General features: G+C 40.2%; 14 protein-coding genes. 10 read left to right on the top strand and 4 right to left on the bottom strand.

Translation table 11 applies throughout. The features are described 5' to 3' along the window. Positions 1–14 precede the first annotated feature (14 nt). The 6 genes from MJO53_RS08900 (at position 15) to MJO53_RS08875 (ending at position 6,843) form a co-directional block, all read left to right on the top strand. Positions 15–965 carry a type IX secretion system membrane protein PorP/SprF gene (locus tag MJO53_RS08900; RefSeq protein ID WP_252078818.1) on the top strand — a complete coding sequence of 317 codons (951 nt, stop codon included), beginning with the start codon at positions 15–17 and terminating at the stop codon, positions 963–965. Positions 966–975: 10 nt separating this feature from the next. Beyond that, positions 976–1,980, top strand: a complete 1,005-nt coding sequence (locus MJO53_RS08895; RefSeq protein ID WP_224835663.1) for a hypothetical protein — start codon at positions 976–978, stop codon at positions 1,978–1,980. A 152-nt stretch (positions 1,981–2,132) separates the two neighbouring features. Continuing rightward, positions 2,133–2,504 carry a hypothetical protein gene (locus tag MJO53_RS08890; RefSeq protein ID WP_224835664.1) on the top strand — a complete coding sequence of 124 codons (372 nt, stop codon included), beginning with the start codon at positions 2,133–2,135 and terminating at the stop codon, positions 2,502–2,504. A 342-nt stretch (positions 2,505–2,846) separates the two neighbouring features. After that, positions 2,847–3,419, top strand: coding sequence for a hypothetical protein (locus MJO53_RS08885; RefSeq protein WP_252078817.1), 573 nt, complete (start codon positions 2,847–2,849; stop codon positions 3,417–3,419). Between the two features lie 714 nt (positions 3,420–4,133). Continuing rightward, positions 4,134–6,080, top strand: coding sequence for a histidine kinase (locus MJO53_RS08880; RefSeq protein ID WP_252078816.1), 1,947 nt, complete (start codon positions 4,134–4,136; stop codon positions 6,078–6,080). Between the two features lie 10 nt (positions 6,081–6,090). Next, positions 6,091–6,843, top strand: a complete 753-nt coding sequence (locus MJO53_RS08875; RefSeq protein WP_224835667.1) for a LytR/AlgR family response regulator transcription factor — start codon at positions 6,091–6,093, stop codon at positions 6,841–6,843. Between the two features lie 6 nt (positions 6,844–6,849). Here the strand turns inward: MJO53_RS08875 and MJO53_RS08870 are convergent, their stop codons facing one another. From MJO53_RS08870 to MJO53_RS08860, 3 genes are all read right to left on the bottom strand, one after another. Then, complete coding sequence (locus MJO53_RS08870; protein WP_224835668.1) at positions 6,850–7,431, bottom strand: precorrin-2 dehydrogenase/sirohydrochlorin ferrochelatase family protein; 582 nt, start codon at positions 7,429–7,431, stop codon at positions 6,850–6,852. A gap of 66 nt (positions 7,432–7,497) precedes the next feature. Beyond that, positions 7,498–8,433, bottom strand: coding sequence for a type IX secretion system membrane protein PorP/SprF (locus MJO53_RS08865; RefSeq protein ID WP_313791037.1), 936 nt, complete (start codon positions 8,431–8,433; stop codon positions 7,498–7,500). 8 nt (positions 8,434–8,441) lie between these two features. After that, a complete protein-coding gene (locus MJO53_RS08860) occupies positions 8,442–12,587 on the bottom strand; it encodes a gliding motility-associated C-terminal domain-containing protein (protein ID WP_252078815.1) in 4,146 nt (1,381 codons plus the stop codon). A gap of 268 nt (positions 12,588–12,855) precedes the next feature. Here MJO53_RS08860 and MJO53_RS08855 point away from each other — a divergent pair, with 268 nt between their 5' ends. The 4 genes from MJO53_RS08855 (at position 12,856) to MJO53_RS08840 (ending at position 17,107) form a co-directional block, all read left to right on the top strand. Continuing rightward, on the top strand, positions 12,856–13,161 hold the full coding sequence (locus MJO53_RS08855) for a hypothetical protein (RefSeq protein ID WP_224835671.1): 306 nt from the start codon (positions 12,856–12,858) through the stop codon (positions 13,159–13,161). A gap of 221 nt (positions 13,162–13,382) precedes the next feature. Further along, the gene (locus MJO53_RS08850) at positions 13,383–15,752 is read left to right on the top strand and encodes a TonB-dependent receptor (RefSeq protein WP_252078814.1); all 2,370 of its coding nucleotides are present in this window, start codon (positions 13,383–13,385) and stop codon (positions 15,750–15,752) included. A gap of 39 nt (positions 15,753–15,791) precedes the next feature. Then, the gene (locus tag MJO53_RS08845) at positions 15,792–16,577 is read left to right on the top strand and encodes a DUF4625 domain-containing protein (protein WP_224835673.1); all 786 of its coding nucleotides are present in this window, start codon (positions 15,792–15,794) and stop codon (positions 16,575–16,577) included. Positions 16,578–16,627: 50 nt separating this feature from the next. Further along, the gene (locus MJO53_RS08840) at positions 16,628–17,107 is read left to right on the top strand and encodes a DUF4625 domain-containing protein (RefSeq protein WP_224835674.1); all 480 of its coding nucleotides are present in this window, start codon (positions 16,628–16,630) and stop codon (positions 17,105–17,107) included. Between the two features lie 168 nt (positions 17,108–17,275). Here the strand turns inward: MJO53_RS08840 and MJO53_RS08835 are convergent, their stop codons facing one another. After that, entirely contained in the window at positions 17,276–19,066 is a 1,791-nt protein-coding gene (locus MJO53_RS08835) for a ribonucleoside-diphosphate reductase subunit alpha (RefSeq protein WP_252078813.1), read from the bottom strand. Position 19,067: the final 1 nt, after the last annotated feature.

Genomic DNA, 19,067 nt, shown 5'->3' with positions numbered 1-19,067 from the left:
AATTGAATTGATAGATGAAGAAAATTATAATGACATTAATGTGTATGAGTTTTTTACTGATGAAGGGACAGGAATTGACCATACCTCAATTGTCTCAATACTTATCGGACAACCCGTTTTTAATGTCGCCTACCTATGCTGGAATTGGAAACTATGTTAAGGTAAGGATGAATGGGGTAACCCAATGGGTAGGTATTAAGGATGCTCCAGATACACAGACATTGTCCGCCGATGTGCGTTTGGGAAACCGATCTGGAATTGGGATGGTGATTTACAATGATTCCAATGGTGAAACCAAACAACGGGGAGGCAAAGTTTCTTTTGCACACCATTTAACCATAGATAAATATGACGACCAATACTTCTCCTTCGCATTGTCCTTCAACCTTAATCAGATCAGATTCGATATTGAAAATTTTGACCCTGAAGCCGGTGATGATCCTGCCATAACAAACGACAGGTCATCCAGCAATCCAAATTTTGATATTGGAGTCTTGTACCGTCGTAACGGATTTTACCTGAGTGTCAATGCCGCAAATATTTTGAACAAACAGTTGGAAAAATTCGACCCTATTTTTGAACCGAACACTTTACGTAATTACTCTGTGTATTCTGGATATAAATTCAGAAAAAGTAGAAGGGCCGACTTTGAAATAGAACCTTCTGTCTTTTTCCAATATTTTGAAAATGATGGAAGATCTATAACGGATGTAAACACCAAGTTCAAATGGTACGATTTTCTGGACTATTACTATGCTGGACTTACTTATAGGTTTTTGAACGATCAGTTAGGATCCCCACTTTATATAGCCCCAATTATTGGGCTGAAGAAGGGGGATTTTTACTTCGGTTACTCATATCAAGTCATTGTAAACGAATTACTCGGATATTCCTCGGGGACCCATGTGGTTACCCTTGGAATCGATTTATTTCAAGGAATATCAAATTGCTCATGTACTTATTAATATTAACATTATGAAAATGCTTACCCAATCTTTATCAAAAATTTACCTACTATCTTTAATTATCGGTATGTCTTGTTTGTCCTGTAGTCAGGATGATGCGGTATTATCTGCCTTGGATAGTCCCGAAGTTGTTGTTCAACAATCTACCAAGGACACATTGGTTTATGCCATTGTGGACAACTACAAAATTCCCATTGTTCTTTCGATTCCCGAAGGTTGTGATTCCGGAGGGCATTCTGCAGTAGTTGTAATGCACGGTTCAGATGGAATGTGGATTGATCATGATCCAAAAACAGGTAAAATGTCAGGTCAAAATAGCGAATGGCGAGAATTGTTCAATGCAAATTGTATAATCGGTGCATTTGTAGATAGTTATTCGGGCAGAGGAGTATCCACCCGATCGGGAAAATGGACAACTGCTCCGGATAATTTTAAAATAAGCTCACAGTTTATTCGACCAAGAGATGCCTATGCCGCCCTAGATGTATTACGAAAGCTTAAATTGGAAGATGGCACCAATTTGGTCAACCCTAAAGATGTAGGATTACTTGGGTTTTCAGATGGGGCAAGCGCTGTTGCCTCTACCTTGTACAATACGAACAAGACACCTGCCGATTGGCAATGGACCCAAACTTTTGATGGAAAGGAATACAATTCCTCCTCTGGGGTTTTAGCTCCGGCACCCAACCCAGAAACAGGGTTTGCAGGAGGTGTATTTTATTATGGTGGTTCTGGCGGCTACAATTATTGGGGAGCAAGTCCGTGTGGCGGAAATGCCCTAAACGGAAATGTTTTTGAGCCCTATGCACCAATGTTATATCAAATCCCATCGGACGGCTATTTAACGGAAAACACGCTTTGTATGATCGATGTTCTTAAGGAAAAGGGAGCTCCAGTTGAATTTAGAATATACGAAGGTGTTGGCCATGGGTTTGATTTCGGGGACAACAACAAAAGAGCCATTGCGCGAACCAATGCCATAAATTGGTTTAAAAAAATATTCGAAAATAATTAGTAAATCATCAGTAGTTCATAATCTACTCCCGGAAGGACCGAACACCAAGTACATATGTTCAACTTAATTTATTGAACCATATTATACCCCAATAATATTGAACCAAACTCCTGAAATAGGACCAAATCAGAACACCTAAAACTTAAATGACAATGAAAGGGAATTTTTTAGAAAAATGGATTTTAGACCTGGTAAAATCAGAATACGAATTTGGTAAAATACCAAAACATGCCTCTTATAAATTAAAGGAGCGAATGGATGATTTTATTGAGGTGACCATTGAATGGATGGATAACGAGAACAATAATCACAAAATTGTTTATCATGCTAGGGCTTATGGAAAAATGAAAGTAAACAGCAGTCTTGAAATTGCCAAGGACCCTGTATTTGAGCTTGAAAATTATTACACATTAGAAATTCATACCTATATCAACCATATAAAAAGGAATTACAGCACGCGAAAAATCGCCAATTATGATGTTATGGGGGTTATTGGCCAGATTCAAAACGCAGAAAAGAAATAAACGGTCTACTCTATAACTTTTCTATGCTTGAGTTGTTAAACTTTCACAGGATTTATGCCAATGCCCGTTTTGGGAATTGGCATAAATCGAGAAGCCCATGCATTTCATCCATAAAAAGGAACATGTAATCGATTGATTTTCATCCGTCAATTGGAAACACCCATTCGTGAATTGGCACCCAAAATACTCAATATTAATTTGTTATTTGTGGTGTGATTTAAAGTTCCCAGGTTTTAAACAAATATTTATTTCATGCATTTACTAACCATAATTTGGACGTTGCTTTGCGCTGCTATTATTATAGGATATCCCGTTTATCTTATAAAAAAGTCTCCATCTATAATGAGGAGTCACAAGGATACTCCCCAATCATCAACTCAAAATACCGTGGAGCTGTTATCTTTTGATATTAGGGAACAATTACCGGGATGGTCCTTTACTTTAGATGTTCCTCAAATCACAGAAAACATACTCAGGAACAATCCAATACTTTTTTATTTAGAGTCGGAGAATTCGTGCCTTAAATTACCCTTGAACAACCCCGCAATGGGCTATAAGGTAAATGTATATAAAAATGTAGGGAAGGTTTATGTAACATTTAAATCTATTAAAGATGGAGTTTCGAATTTTTATGTTCCCACATGGCATTTAAAAAAACTCAAAGTTTTGATCATTAAATCCGAGGATTCAAGGGTCAACGGTAATTGGGAAACAGGTTCAAATACATCCATGATACACAAAAACCTAAAAAAATCGGGGATAAACATCAACGATTATGAAGATGTTCTAGGTTATGTAAGCAACATCGCATCCATTGATTTTAAAGGGCATTTTATCGCTAAAATGCCCACTAAAAAATCTTTCGGAAGTTTAAGCTCAAAAAGTAAGGAACATACTTTGTGCCATTCGGCATAACAATTATCCAACAAGAAAATTTAGTGTTCTCATGTTACCAAGTGGGGTTTCATAAAGTCTGTAAACCCCACTTTTACAAAAAGAGAATACTATTATATAAACCCAAAAAGGGCATTCGTGAATTGAAACACCCCTTACATCAAATCAGCATGATTTTTTAACTCTAGGCAATGTAGATTTAACCATTGAAAAAAATAAACTATGGGCTGCACACATGAAATAATTGTTCTTGTCTTCGGTTCTGGCGATGAAGACAGTGCAGTCCAAAATATTTAGATAGATTATTTGATAAAACTCACCATTAGTAATTTCTTCAGCTGAAAGCAAGTATGGGGTTATGCTGCGCAACAGTTAAAACAAGAAAAGAAAGTGGTGAGTTATTTTCACACTTACGCTCCATTGTCCTATAAAAAATGATGAGCCAGTATTAATTGAGTAAGTGTATACTTCCCCCAAAGAGCTTTTTAAACCAAAGAGCAGTTGTAATTGGTTTTATTTCACTCAGAAAATTAAACAATTAAGTTCAGAAAAAAAGAGTAACTTGATATTAACTAAAAAAAACGAAAACAGAGTTGTTTCAATGCTTTATTTTACAAAGTGTAGAACTTCAGCAATTACCCAAATATAAAAATAATAATCAAATTCCCCAACATATGAAAGAAAAATCTTTTTAAAGTCACAAATCCTATCTCTTTTTTAAACTTAACCCGATTAATGCCCTACTCGATCAACAATGTGCTAAACACAAAAAAATACAACAAAGCAGCCTTTTTATTGCTTGTCACTAAAAGGTTCGACCTATTTAAAATCAAATTTAATTCTACCGTTAATCCCTTGCTCTTAACATGGGTATTCTTTGTTCTGTGGTTTATAAGTCCTTTACAACTTATTACTGCCCAACAAATTTCAGACGATCGTGAAGTAACAATGATTCAATCTTCATACTTGAAAGATGAAAGCAATCTTCTGGAAATTGAAGACATTCTCCAACACGACTATAGTTTCACTCCTTTTACAACAAACCCAATAGATAACCTACATGCTACCTATTGGATTAGACTGGATCTTAAAAAAGATCGTGAAACCTTGTGTACACAAAAGCAATGGTCACTCAGATCTCCCAGTTTAAGTGAAGCTACTTTATTTAGTGAATACGGGGACGAGATCGAGGAATATAAATTCGGAAAATTTAACAGTACGGAAAAACAAAGTTCTTTATTATACAATAATGGCGCTCCATTCGATAAAGAAGGTTTATTTTTCGATAGATATCTATACGTTAAGATCAAAACATACTTCCCTGTAGCACAACCCTTAAAGTTTCACTACCTACCCAATGTGTCCAACCGATTTTATACCGATTATTATACAGATATGGACTTAAGAACAATCGCACCTTCTCTCTACTATCTAGGGGCTTGTTCTATGATCTGCATAATGTTTTTGGTCATATATTTTACTATCTTGAAAACCGAATTCTTGTTCTATTCATTATACGTTCTGTTTTCTATAATTTATCTTGCAGGTAACAACGTGCCAGAGCTGTACATTTTTTTTAATAGTAAGTATACTTTTTGGATAAACGTCATATCTCAAATATTTATAAATCTCTTCTATCTGATTTTTGCCAAACTATACCTGAACACCAAAAAAAACTACACGTTTTTAAACAGCATAATAAACATTGTTATTGCCGTCCTTATAGTATTGATTATTCTTCATTTCATAGCTTATTTCTTGTCCTATTATCAGTTTCAGGACCAAATATTGGATGCACAGAGAGGATTTATGACCATTTGGGGGCTTTTCTCAATGACCTATTTAGCTTTTAAATACAAGGATTCATTGGTAATTTTTATTGTTCTAGGTTCTTTCATATATATGATCGGGGCCCTGGCCTACTTATTCTCTGGCGATAAAAACTATATGATGACAGGATTGATCATAGAAATCTTGATTTTCTCCCTAGGTCTGGGCTACAAGATAAAACTTGATTATATGGATAGACTTAATCTACAGAAAGAAGTTTTCAGCAAAGAAATAGTTGCCAAACAAGCGCAAATGAACCCACATTTTATTTTTAACTCATTAAGCTCTATTCAACATCTGATCATTCAAAACGATAAAATGTCCGCTCTCAACTATCTGTCAAAATTCTCCAAACTCACCAGAAATGTGCTTGAAAGCTCACATTTGACCACGGTAACACTAGATGAAGAAATCAGTGTAATAAAATCGTATCTTGAGTTGGAATCCTTGCGCTTTGACAGCTCTTTTCAATATAGAATAAACGTGGCAGAGAATCTTGACACTGAAAATGTCAACATACCTTTAATGCTTGTGCAGCCATTTGTGGAAAATGCATTGATCCACGGGTTAATAGGCAAAAAAGAGGGGAAAAAAGAAGTTGAAATTAGAATCTACAATAAAGATGGATTCTGTGTGATAGAAGTTGAAGATAATGGTGTTGGACGGCATAATAAGAATAGAGTATTAAACAAAACTGGTCAAAAATCCCGCGGGATGCAGATTACACAAAAAAGGCTACAACTACTCAATAACGGCCAGCCCAACAAAAATACGGTAGAGATTGTGGACAAGTATGATGCTAACAGTCAATCAAAAGGAACCAAAGTGATACTAAAAATACATAACCCCTAATACCAACCCAATGATTTTAAAAGCAGTAATTATCGAAGATGAAAAACATAGCAGGGAAACCCTAAAGTCTATGTTGGAAGAATTTTGCAAAGACGTTCAAGTAATTGCAACGGCCGGCTCTGTTCAAGAAGCCGTAAAAGTATTATCCATTTACAGCCCCGACATTGTTTTTCTGGACATAGAACTACAATCGGGAGTAGGTTTCGATGTTCTTGAACAGATCAAAGATCCAAATTTTGAGGTGATTTTTACCACCGCATTCGAAAAGTATGCGATAAAGGCCATAAAGTTCAGCTCCTTGGACTATCTACTTAAACCCATAGATCTGGACGAGCTACAACAAGCCGTAGAGAAAGCCAGAACCCGTATGGACACCAATGTGTACCGGGAGCAATTGGATACTTTAATGCAAAGCATCTCCCGCGGTAAGGTTAGACCGGAAAAAATCTGTTTGGCCACCACGGCAGGAATGGAATTTATTGGGATAGACGAAATTATCGCTTGTAAAGCAGATGGCTCCTATACCATCTTTATGCTCGAGGACGAGAACACCCTACTAGTGAGCAAACATTTAAAAGAATATGAAAACCTGTTATCCGAACACCAGTTTATGAGGGTTCATAACAGTTTTCTCATCAATCTAAAAAAGGTAAAAAAGTATGTCAAGTCAGATGGGGGATATGTAATTATGAACAACGATTTGCAGGTAAATATTTCCCCAAGAAAAAAAGACGACCTAATAGAGGCCATGAAACGTTTGTAGAAGGACTTAATCCTTATTGTTTACCAATCCTTTGGTGAATTCGTTCAGTGCTTCGACCTTTTGTTCAAAGTCCCCCTTTAAGGTCTTCCGATATTCGTTCAGATTGTTTACGAGATCATCAATGTTGTCCGGCAGTACATCTTCAAAAAATTGACGAAGGCGCTTGGCCGTTGTTGGCGATTTACCATTGGTGGATATGGCAACTTTCACATTTCCCTTGGTCACTATACCGCCCATATAAAAATCGCAAAATGGAGGATTATCCGCCACATTTACCAATTTACCCAGCTCCCTACAATCATGGTACACTTGCTCGTTGACCTTGGGCTTGTCCGTACAGGCGATCACAATGTGTTTCCCTTTTAGAAAATGATCTGCATAAACATCCTTTGTGATCTCAACATTGTGCTTTTTGGCCAATTCCAAAGTATCTGACAAAAATTCGGGCGCTACCATTTGAACTTGGGCCCGTGGACTGGATTTCAGCAAAAAAGTCAACTTTTCCAAGCCTACGTTACCTCCCCCAACAATGAGTACCTTTAAATGGGAAACCTTTAAAAAAATGGGGTACAATTCATTCCTCTCCATAGCGTTTTGTTTACAACTAAAACTTTGCCAAAGATACTGACTATTTCCGGCCGGGACTACGAATTACTAAAACGTAGGAGGTTCTTTCTGCTTTTTGGAGGATTTAAACTCGTACCTAACAAATAACTCGTGTGATCCCCCTGTATAGCTAGCCAAATTGGAGGTGGTTAGATCATAGGCATACCCAGCACTAAAGTTCGGATTGATCTGCATGCCCAATAAAGTAGAAAAGGAATCGTCCCAGCGGTAGGCCAATCCAAAGGTAAAGGTTTCCCGTAGCATAGCGTTTACCGATACATCGGCGATAATCGGCGCACCGGGCACCCATTTTACAAAAAAGGCAGGTTTTAACTTTACATCTGGGGTCAAATCCACTACTTTGCCCCCTATAAAATAATAATGTAGTCGTTCAGCAGCTATCTCCTGCTCTTCCCCGTCGTAGTGTTTTTGTGAAAAGAAATTGGGAATAGCAAACCCTAAATATCCTTTTTTGGTATCATAGAACAACCCTGCACCAATAGTAGGGAAAAACTTGCTCTTTATATTATTCTGAAATGCCACATCGGCGTCCTCTGTTAGGCCCTTGGAAAAATCAACATCAAAAATGCGTCCGCCCAATTTCATGCCAAAAGAAAGTTTACTATTGGCACTGTCCAATTGTATGGTATACGAAACATTGCCATCCACAGAAATTTCGGAAGATGGACCAAGAGCATCTCGGGAAATAATCCCCCCTGCCCCGATTTTATTCTCCAATGGCATATCCACCGCCAATACTTGGGTATTCGGAGCTCCATTTACACCTACCCATTGCGAACGATGCAACAATAGAGCAGTTAAATGGCCATGGTTACCGGCAAATGCAGGGTTAACACTCATGGTATTGTACATGTACTGGGTAAACTGGGGGTCCTGTTGAGCATAACCGGAATAGACAAACAGAACCATGAGCAGAAAACAGATTTGCCTTGCCCCTTTTACTTTATGTTTAAACCAAACCATCCCCATACTTATCTGTTTATATACAACCAATCGGTTCGTGGCTCCGAACCATCGCCCAAATCCAACACATAATAATATGTTCCCACGGGCAATTGATCCTCTGGTTGAACTACGGCACGGCCATTAGTGGTACCGTCCCAATCATTTTTATACGATCTTGTCTGGAAAACAATATTTCCCCATCGGTTGTACACTTGTAGCGAATTGTTCGGATATTGCGCAATACAATCGATTTTAAAATAGTCGTTTACCCCGTCCCCATTGGGCGAAAACTCGTTATACACCACCAAACAACCAGGTTCCACAAAAGCCTCAGCGGAGTTATTGCTTTCATCTATATCCCATTGATCTACAAATGCCAAACTCACTCGGTTGATGTAATCGTCAACATCCGCAACCTCAACCGTAAGCAATAGTGTGGCCGATTCTGTTGTTGGTAAAGATTCTATTTCCCAAAAAGAGGCCGATGCATCGTACGTTCCATTGGTTGTTTCGTGGCTTACATATGTATATCCCAATGGCAACTCTTCCTGAATTCCGATATGGGTGGCGTCATCTAAACCTTGATTGACAACGGTAATCTCAAAAATTACCTCATCCCCAATATTGGGCGAGGCATTGTCCACATGTTTTGTGATGACCAGATCGGTTGTTTGTGGCAGTACAAAAGCAGCGGCCTCATCGTCATCCACAATGCCATCGGAAAGATCATCTGCATTGGTACCTGTTGATGGGTCACTGTCAGGATCTGGATATAAACTTGACGATATATATGCTTCGTTCAAATATTCGTTCTCGGTCCCTGTGGGCGGATTGACCACCGCCAAAATCTCCAAGCTTTCCGTATCCTGATTCAAAATTGCCCTATTGATGTTCCATAGTCCAGCATTTGCTTGGTAAACACCTGCGGTAGCACTATGGGATTCGTAAGTATAACCGATAGGCAATATATCGGTAACCGAAACATTTCTTGCATCGGACGGCCCATTATTGGTAATGCTCACCACAAAGCGAACTAGATCTCCCACATTCGGGTTGGCGTTATCCACCGTTTTGGATAAAGAAAGATCGTTAAGTCCGCCCGGAACTGGAATTATCGTTGATTGATCATCCTCAGAGCCCAAGTTGTTGTTTGGGGTGGAATCGGGGTCATAAATGTCCGAAGCTATAAGTTCGGCAGTATTCTTATACTCTCCATTTGGAAGTACAAGTACTCTTATTTCCAAAGTTTGGGTTGTTGCATTGGCAAGGGAAGGCAGCTCCCAAGACCCTGCTATTTCATCATAAACACCGGCAGAAGGCATGGCGGACACAAATTGATAACCATTCTCCAGTTCATCTTCGATGATCAGCCCGGTCGCATGGTTGGGGCCATTGTTGGCAATTTGAATGGTAAAGACCACTTCATCACCAACTTCAGGATTCATGCTGCTTACAGTTTGACTTATTGAAATATCCGCCACTTGTCGTGGAGATATTGTTTTATGATCTTGATCATCCTCTGTTGGGATATTGTTGTTCGGTGTGGAATCTACATCAAAAAAAGTAGCACTTACCACTTCGGAGTTTATATCGTAATCTCCTGTCGGGTTCACTTCAGCTACAATGCTCAGCTCCATCTGGGTTGCCAAGGCAAGATTCCCAACATTCCAAAGTCCTGTAGATGGATCAAACGACCCATTAGAATTATCGGAAATATATGTAAATCCATCCGACAGTAAATTTTCCACGGCCACTCCAATGGCATCACTGGGACCTTGGTTGGCCAATGTTACGGTAAAGGTTACCTGTGTTCCTACATCAGGAAACTCGTTGTCCACCGCCAAGTTCAAATTTAAATCTGCAGATGGCACAGGTGTAGTACCAGCACTATCTTGATCGTTTTCAAAAACATTATTGTTATTGGGAATGGAGTTGGGATCCAATTGATCTGCCGAAAATACTTCGGTTACATTAAAGTAATCCCCTTGATCGTTCACTGCTGCCACTATAGAAAGTGTTTCGGTGTTTCCATCGCCGATATCTGCGTTTAAGGTCCACATACCCGTTGTGGGGATATAAATTCCCGCAGTTGCGCCATGGGAAACATAGGTATAACCGTCCGGTAGAAGATCCATAATTTGAACCCCTGAGGCTTCACTAGGGCCTAAATTGGTAATGTTTAGGGTAAAGATCACATTTTGTCCCACGTACGGGCTCAATTCGTTTACGGATTTGCGCAACAGGAGATCGGCCACCGGAACTACAATTGGTTCTATGGTCTGTTGATCATCTTCGGTCTCGTTATTGTTATTGGGGCTTGAATCTATATCCCTTTCGGCCACATTGGTCAACTCGGCCGTGTTGCTGTAGTTTCCAGTTGGCAACACGTCTACGGATATTTCCAAAGTCTCCGAAATCCCGTTCGCCAAATTGCCCACTACCCAAGAACCATTGGTGGCATTGTACGTTCCCACAGATGGGTTTGCTGCCACCAACTGATATCCTGTTGACAGTACATCCGTTACCACAACATTGGTGGCATCACTGGGGCCATTGTTCTGTATGGTTACCGTAAAGCGTATTTCTTCTCCCACTTCTGGGACAAGTTCGTCAACAGTTTTGGTTATTTCAATATCTACCAACGGTTCGGGGACCACCGAAATACTATCTTGGTCATCCTCTCCCACAAGACCGTTATTTGGTGCGGAATCCACATCTGTTTGGTCATGTCCTGTAATTTCTGCTGTATTTTCGTAAATACCGGAGGCATTTACATTGCACAAAATCGAAAGGCTCGTTGAATTGCCACTGGACAATGTACCAACGTTCCAGATTCCTGTTATCTGGTTATAAGTTCCTCCACTATTGTCCGAAATGTAGGTGTATCCCGATGGCAACAGGTCGGTAACTTCCACCGAGGTGGCATCACTTGGTCCATCATTGGTCACTACAATTGTAAAACGGACATTATCGCTCACCAATGGTGGCGATTTATCAATGCTTTTGGTCAAGGATAGATCGATCAACTCCTGGGGCGATATTACTACATCCCCTTGGTCATCTTCTGAGGAAACACCATTTGCCGGAGTCGAATCTATATCAAAAGCGTCCGAAGCGATAATTTGTGCGGTATTGGTATGGTTTCCTGTCGCATTGACCTCTACGTTTATGGTAAGTGTTTGAATATTGCCATTGGCCAATGTCCCCACTTCCCAAAAGCCGCTAATGGGATCGTACGTGCCTGTTGTTGCTGAATAGGAAATATAGTTGAAGCCCGAAAGTATTTGATCTACGACCCGTACATTGGTGGCGTCGTGCGGTCCATTGTTGGCAATGGTTATTTCAAAACCGATCTGTTCGGTCACAAAGGGAGATAAATCCCCTCCTACCACTGTTTTGGTCAGTGATAAATCGGCTTGTTGTGGTGCTGGAGTAATATTGTCCTCATCATCTTCACTTTGATCTCCGTCATCGTTGTTCGGTGTACTATCCACATCCAATTGATCGGCAAAAATAATTTCTGCAACGTGTGTAAACTCCCCTATCGTTGCCGTTGGGGTCAATACGGTAGCATCAAAACTCAACGAGGCCGTATTTGTACCTACAGGAACGTTTATACCTGTCCAACTAACTTTATCCGTAATAAAACTAAAAGTTCCGCTATTGTTTATTGCGGTTACATTGTTGAAACCAGATGGAACAAGGTTTTCAATGGCGACACCCGTGGCGTCAACATCCCCAAAATTGCTCAAATTAATTGTAAAAGTCACTACATCACCAATATTCGGCAGTGGATCGTTAACTACTATTTCCAGTTCCAGATCTACTCCTTCGATGGTAATCCCCACTGTGTCCGAAGCAGTATTGCAGGTAACATCCGAAACGGTCCATTCAAAAATATAGGTTCCCAAAGCAGTATTGAAGACTTGGGTGCTTGGATCGGTGGCATCATCAAAAGTCACTAGGGTTGGGCCCGATAGTTGTGTCCAAACACCGAAACCGACCGGAGGCACATCGGCACCCAAAAACACCGTCGTCGTACGGTCAAAATTTTGGTCCGAACCTGCATTGACCGAACAATCCTGCGAATATCCAGCTTTAATTGATGCCAAGACAAAAAGTACCATCAATAAAGAATGCCTGCAACGCAGGAGGGTTAGCGGTTTGTTCATAGTCTAGCTGCTGAGGTTTATCCTTACGAAGTAAGGCTTCTCCAAACTTATCAAGAACAGGCTAGAATAGATAAGTTATGTTGTATGCAAAGGGGCTTTTGTTGTGAAATAGTATAAATATGATGAAAGAAACAACCTACCTTTTCCTAAGCTTTTCTTTCTTATTGTAGATATAAAACGATACTAAACCCAATATTTAATTCATCTTAATTCAAACATCCTTGACCATTAGCACATTTCGCTGGTTTTTTTATAAATTTGCTTTTCCATGAAAAAGAATCGTCTTAGCAATAGTATCGCTTACGGTTTGTTTGTCCTCTTTTTGGCAACCAAGCTCGTAGGCTTACATGCGCTTACCCATCATAACGATACAGACGATTATCTAGACCATTGTGAGATATGCTTGAATATAGCACACGATAGTCAATCCCCTGGAATAGTAAACGATATTGTTGAGCCTACCATTGAGAACACTGTGGTTTACTATCCAAAAGTTACCAATTCCTATTTTTTTGAGGTTTCCGGAACGCTTACCATAAGCCATCTGTTTTCGAGGCCTCCCCCTACCACATAACATCCTCCATCCTCGTTTTTGGTATTTAGATTTTTACCATTTACTATGACTTGATTTTGCTTAAAATCCAAAACTTGCTTTTGGTGTATGCAATACATCAGTTTTTGACAAATACTTGTTTTAAGCATTAAGTCGACCCCCTATACTAGAAACACACTTGATGGAACCTCCATAAATGCTTCCCCCAAAAGAGAAGCTAGTTACAAAATCTAGTTTTTATAATGATAAAATACACACTTCTTGCTTGTTTGTTTATTGGTTTCAACACTTTGATTTGGGCTCAGGAAACCTACACTATTATAGGTTCGGTTATTGATTCGAGTACTTTGGCCCCTATTTCAGGCGCCAATATTGTTGGTAGTACCAAACATGCCGTCTCCTCGCTAAACGGTGAATTTATTATAGAGAATATACCTAAAGGAGCTCATACATTTGAAATATCCCATATTGCCTACGCTCCAATCAAATTGGTTATAGAAGTGGATCGAAACCTTAGCGAATACACAATAAAATTAACGGAGAAGGTGACCAATTTAGATGAGATTGAGCTACTTGGAAAAAGTGACAAAAGACAGGCTCAAGAACTCTCAACAATTTCAGTTGGAGTGGACAAGGAATTTTTGGAAACCAACCGCGAGAACAGCTTAATGCAAACCCTTAAAAAAATTCCTGGTGTAAGCACCATAACCATTGGCTCAGGGCAATCAAAACCTGTAATCAGGGGGCTCGGATTTAATCGGGTAAGTGTGGTCCAAAACGGCATTAAGCACGAAGCCCAGCAATGGGGAAATGATCATGGGCTCGAAATAGACCAATACGGAATAGAGAACATACAGATCATTAAAGGTCCCGCATCTTTATTATATGGCTCCGATGCCATAGCCGGTGTAGTGGACATCCAGCCCTCAAAAATACCCATGCCGAACTCCTTTAATGGTGAAGTAAACCTACTTGGTGAGACCAATAATGATCTTTTAGGTATTTCCACTGGAATCCAAGGAAGAAAAGAACAATGGTTCTATCGTGGGCGATTGACCTACCGGGATTATGGCGATTACAAAGTGCCCACCGATAAAATTTATTACGAGGGCTACGTTTTTGACCTGTACGAAAATCATCTCAGAAATACAGCGGGCATGGAAGCCAATGCCAGTGCCAGCATTGGTTTTGTAACGGAAAACATTAAATCAGAAACTTTTTTCAGCAATGTAAACGCCAAAAATGGATTCTTTGCCAATGCCCATGGTCTCGAGGTTAGGAACTCCTCTATCGATTATGATAGTTCCGATCGGGATATCGATTTACCCTACCACAAGGTAAACCACTTTAAAATAACCAATAACACCACTTTTTATAAAGGAGCGCACACCATTCAATTGGACCTTGGTTACCAAAACAACCAAAGAGAGGAGCACTCCGAACCTGTTCCCCATGGTTATATGCCCACACCCCCCAACAGCAGGGAAAGGGTATTTACAAAAAACACCTATTCGCTGAACTTAAAAGACACCTTTAAGCCCAATGATAGACATGACATTGTTTTTGGAATAAATACGGAATACCAGAACAATAATATAGGTGGATGGGGCTTTCTGATTCCTGCTTATGACCGGTATACCGCGGGAGTGTTTGTATTTGACCATTATAAAATCAGTGAAAATTTACACTTACAGGGAGGTTTGCGATACGATGCTGGCCTTATGCGGACAACATCCTACACAGACTGGTTCCGATCTGTTGTAAACAATCCCGATGGCACCACCTCCAATGTATTTTTGCAACGTGCACGAGACGAGGATTTGGAATTTGGCAACCTAAGCGGATCTTTGGGTTTGAGTTACCTCAATAATAATACTACATATAAAGTAAACGTTGGAAAGAGTTTTAGAATGCCTTTGGCCAATGAGTTGGCTTCAGATGGGGTAAACTATCATATGTACCGTTACGAAAGGGGAAGAATAGATCTAGACCCAGAACAATCCTATCAAATAGATTTGGATATCGATCATTCCAACAACTATTTTGATTTTGGTATCAGCCCTTTTTTCAACTATTTTGAAAATTACATTTATCTCAACCCTACCTCCAATTACTATGAGACCTTACAAGTGTACGAATATACCCAAAGCGAGGTAGTCCGTTTTGGTGGCGAGGCACGGGTAGGTGCAACCGTCGGCAATGATCTACGTTTGGATGCTTCTTTGGAATATGTGTATTCCAGACAGACCAGTGGACCCAAAAAGGATTTCACGCTACCCTTTAATCCGCCCCTCTCCACTTTGCTCTCTGCCAACTATCAATTTAAGAATGTATCCTTTTTAAAAGCACCGAGTATCACCGCGGAATATAGGATAACCGCTGCCCAAAACGATATTGTACCTCCAGAGGAAAAAACAGAAGGTTTTCAAGTACTCCATATATCCGCCATGGCAGGGATAACAATGTTCAAAACGGCACAACCTATGCAATTACGCATAAAACTAAATAATGTATTCAATACAGAATACTACGATCATACCAGTTTTTATCGGCTTATCGACGTTCCAGAACCTGGCAGGAACTTATCCATTTCGATGACCATACCATTTTAAATAAATCAAATTAAGTCTAATATCAAAAACAGAAGAAAAATGAAATCAATGTTAAAACCACTTGCAATTATCGCATTTTTAGGCGTAGCCCTTCAATCTTGTAGTAGCGATGATGATGGAACCGACGCAGTAGCAGCCCCGGTTATCGCCAATTTTGAATTTGGAGAGGGCAGTGCCCATTCTACCGATCAAGTTGCCTATAAAGGATCGGACCTTCATTTAGAAGCGGAAATTACTGCCGAAGGAGTTGTACAAAGTATCTCCATCGACATTCATTCAGACGAGGTAGAGGCCGGAGAAGGTGAAGTAGATTGGGATTACGAACAAACTTGGACCGATGCCGATTACTTGGTGATCAACCCTACATTCCATGAACACATCGATATTCCGACCAACATTCCCGCGGGAGAATACCACATTGAACTGGTAGTGACCGATGCCCTTGGAAATACAACAGAAATCGAAGGTCACATCCAAATTCTTGATCCTATTACCGTAAGCGATTTTGAAATGGATGAAACCGTAGAGCGAGGAAGCGATTTCCATATAGAATTTATGATCGAAGCGGTAAATGGTATACATGAGGTATTGGTGGATGTTCATGCCCACGATCTTGAAGTAGGCGAAGGAGAAGTGGAATGGGATTACGAAGGCGACTTTTCCGAGGATTACCACGAATTGACCGAGGCAGAGTTCCATGAGCACATAGAAGTACCTGCTACTGCTCCAGCAGGGGAATATCACATTATTTTTACTATCGAGGACGAGGATGGAAACATCCACGAATTCGAAGACCATATCGATATTACAGTACCTACAGTTTAATATGAATATCCGTGGGGCCCTTTAGGGCTCCACGGTTTTAAAAAAAAACTATGAAACTAAAATTTAAACACATCTTTATCGCCACTTCAATCATATTTTTGTCGAGCTGCTCAAGTAGTGACGACTCTACTATTGATGAAGAAAAGCCTGCGATCAGCATAAACTTCTCGGGTGGCTTTCCCCAAGCCTGCGAAGTACTGCAAAGGGGTCAGACCTACACATTTAAGGCCCAAGCAACGGATAATGTATCCTTGGCCTCCTATAGTTTGGACATACATCACAATTTTGACCACCACACCCACGATGACCAGGGTGCTCAATGTGATCTAGAAGCTGTTAAAAGTGCAGAAAACCCATTGATCTACATGCAAAACTTTACTATTGCAGAAGGTGGAACTTCACATGAGATCAATATTAGCATTACCATACCGGAAGATATAGATACCGGCGACTACCATTGTGCCTACTCCGTAACGGATGCCACTGGATGGCAAGGTAGAACATCTGTGGACATTAAGATTGTGGAATAAAACGGAGACTGTCCTTCGTTTTATTAATTTGCCCACAGCAATAAAAACTAAAACCACGGACGCAAAAATATGATTGGTCCCGTATTTAAATAAAGTCTTCTTCAATAGAACAAAAAAAAGGAGGTCCCGTTGTCGGGACCTCCTTTTTTAATGTCAAATTTGGATTTTCTATGCCTCACAGCTCACACAATCCTTCTTTTGCTTGAATTTTTGTGCAGCATTCATGCTATGCTGGTAGTACAGGGATTTAAGTCCCAATTTCCAAGCGGTAACGTGGATTTTGTTGATATCCTTGGTAGGCATGTCCGGGTGCACAATAATGTTCACCGATTGCCCTTGATCTATATGGTTCTGCCTATTGGCAGCTTGATAAATTATATCAAGTTGATCTATTTCTGAATAGGTTTTAAAGACCGCCTTTTCTTCTTCGGTCAAAAAGTCCAAATGTTGTACAGAACCATCCATATCACGGATACTTTTCCAAACTTCCGGAGTGTTTTGCCCTTTTTCTTCCAGCAAATCCATTAAAAATGGGTTCTTGATAGTTGTCTTGATCTTGGCAATATCCTTTACATAACAGTTGGACCAAATTGGTTCGATACCTTGGGATACTTGGCCCAAAATAAAGGCAGATGAGGTAGTAGGCGCAATCGCATTCAATGTTGCGTTACGCCTTCCGTAACCTTTCAACACCTCCGGTTCACCAAATCGTTCGGCCAATTGTTCTGAAGCTTTGTAGGAACGTTCTTTGATTTCCCTAAAAATTTCGCTGTTCAAGTTATACGCTTCTTGACTGTTAAAGGCCACTCTTTTGGACTGCAATAAAGAATGCCAGCCCAAGACCCCAAGACCCAAGGAACGGTTTTGCTTTGCAAAGTTGTAAGCTCTTTCCATAAATAGGAAAGTCTGTCTGTCCTCTCTGTCCGAAGAATCTCTGTAAGCCTCCAATTTTTCGATGAACTCTGTAATTACTGCATCCAAGAAATGGACCATGGTCTCTACCGCATCGGTTTTTTTCCATTTATCGTAATGCATCAAGTTTACGCTGGAGAGCACACAAACAAAAGACCAATTATCATTAGATGGCAACATAATCTCTGTACACAGGTTACTGGCATGAATACGGTGGTTCTTGTCCTTGTATACATCCGCTGCACCATCATTGGCATTATCGGTAAAGAACACATACGGATATCCCATTTCACCCCTACGTTGCAACACTTTGGCCCAAACGGTCCTTTTTTCAACATCGCCTTCGACCATTTCCTGCATCCACTGGTTGGTCACTGTTACACCATGTGTTAATTGCTGGATTGGATTACCTTCGGTACCAATTTCCAAAAATTCCATAATGTCTTTGTGATCGATTGGTAAATATGGAGAAAAACGACCGCGACGAACCGAACCTTGGCTAACCACATCCACCATGGATTCGAACAACTGCATAATATGAACTGCTCCCGAGGCTTGACCATTATTTTTTACAGGAGCACCCCTGTGCCTAATATTTCCAAAATATCCCGATGTCCCACCACCTAGTTTGGACATCATTCCTACCTCGGACTGTGTATAAAGGATATTCCCCATATCATCGTCGATATGTGAGCCAAAGCAACTAATGGGCAAACCACGTTTTTTACCAAAATTGGACCAAACTGGAGATGCCAAGGAGAAAAATCCTTCGGACATATATCCATAAAATTTATCCGAATACCCAGGAATTTGCAATATCTCCTCGGCCCTATCGGCAATCTCGCGGATACGCCCTTCAGGGGTTACGCCCTCGGTTAGGTACCCAGATGCCAAAAACTTTCGGCTATACTCGTTCAACCATTCGAACCCCTTGTCTTCCTCGGTTTTAAGTTTGGACAAGGTATCCTTTCTTGCGTTTACAAGTTCTTGTGTTTTATTGTCTTGTTTTTGGTCTGTGGTCGGGGTTAGTTGTGTTCTCTTCTCCATA

The organism is Flagellimonas marinaquae (genome assembly GCF_023716465.1).
Lineage (GTDB): Bacteria > Bacteroidota > Bacteroidia > Flavobacteriales > Flavobacteriaceae > Flagellimonas > Flagellimonas alginolytica.
This window is presented reverse-complemented; position numbering and strand designations above follow the sequence as displayed.